The organism is Mesorhizobium sp. M7A.F.Ca.US.011.01.1.1 (genome assembly GCF_003998295.1).
Classification (GTDB): domain Bacteria; phylum Pseudomonadota; class Alphaproteobacteria; order Rhizobiales; family Rhizobiaceae; genus Mesorhizobium.
On sequence record NZ_RZRT01000184.1, the window covers coordinates 1 to 1,125 of the forward strand.

Consider the following 1,125-nt stretch of genomic DNA (forward strand, 5'->3'; position numbering starts at 1 on the left):
GGATCCTGTGTGTTGTTCCCATGCTATGTCTGAAGTGGGAAGGAGACCGAGGGGATCCTGGTCGTCCTTTCGAGGACAGGCCGTGGCATGGCTCGGTCCCTTCCCACCGGTGAACCATCAACCTGAACAGTTGCACGGGGCTGTAACCAGCAGACCCCGCACCACAGGAAGAGGCGTGGACATGATAATGCAGAACTATGTCGGCTGCGACATCTCCAAGCAGTGGCTCGATTTTTTTGATGAGGCAAGCAGCCGTTGCCAGCGCATCGACAACCATGTCGACGCGATCACGGCCTACGTGGCAGGCCTTCAGCCCAGTCGAGACTTCGTCGTCATGGAGGCGACAGGGGTCCATGACCGGTTGCTGCGCCATGCGTTGGCCAAGGCAGGCGTTGCATTCTCGCGGCACAATCCGGCACACACCCACCACTATGCGAAGTCGACGGCGCGGCGCGCCAAGACCGATCCTCTCGACGCCAGGATGTTGAGCGGCTATGGCCGTCGCTACCACCCTGAAGCCGAGCCGGCGCCACGCGAAGAAGGTGAGCACCTTCAATCGCTTGCCCGCCACCGCGACCAACTGGTCGATATCAGGGCAAGATTGAAGAAGCTTCGCAGCGAGGCCTTCGATGAGATTGTCATCGCCGAACTCGAAGAGCTGATCGCCAGCTTCAACACACGCATTAAGGCGCTCGAGAGCCGGATCGCCGAAACCATTCGTCAAGTCGAGGATACTGCCCGCGACAACGCGCTGATGGTCTCCGTGCCCGGTGTTTCCAAGATCACCGCGCTCTCTTTGCTGGCGCACCTGCCCGAGCTCGGCCAGCGTTCACCCAAGTCGATCGCAGCACTGGCCGGCCTTGCCCCTTTCGACAACAAGAGCGGCAAGCTCAATCGCAGGAGCCAGATACAGGGTGGCCGACCGCGCGTGCGCCGTGCCCTCTACATGGCAGCGCTGGGCGCCATCCGAGCCTGTGATCGCTTCAGAGCTTTCTACAGCGCCATCGCAGCTCGCTCAGCGTCAAAGAAGAAGGCTATCATCGCCGTCGCAAGGAAGCTCCTCGTCGTCCTAAACGCCATCATCCGTGATAAAAAAGCTTTCGCATGAACACAGTTGCCATGCCG

General features: G+C 60.3%; 1 protein-coding gene. It reads left to right on the plus strand.

What is annotated here, in order from left to right; genetic code table 11:
* Positions 1–1,108: IS110 family transposase (locus EOA13_RS37200; protein ID WP_127298053.1), on the plus strand; the 1,108-nt coding region annotated here is incomplete at its 5' end.
* Between the last annotated feature and the right edge of the window lie 17 nt (positions 1,109–1,125).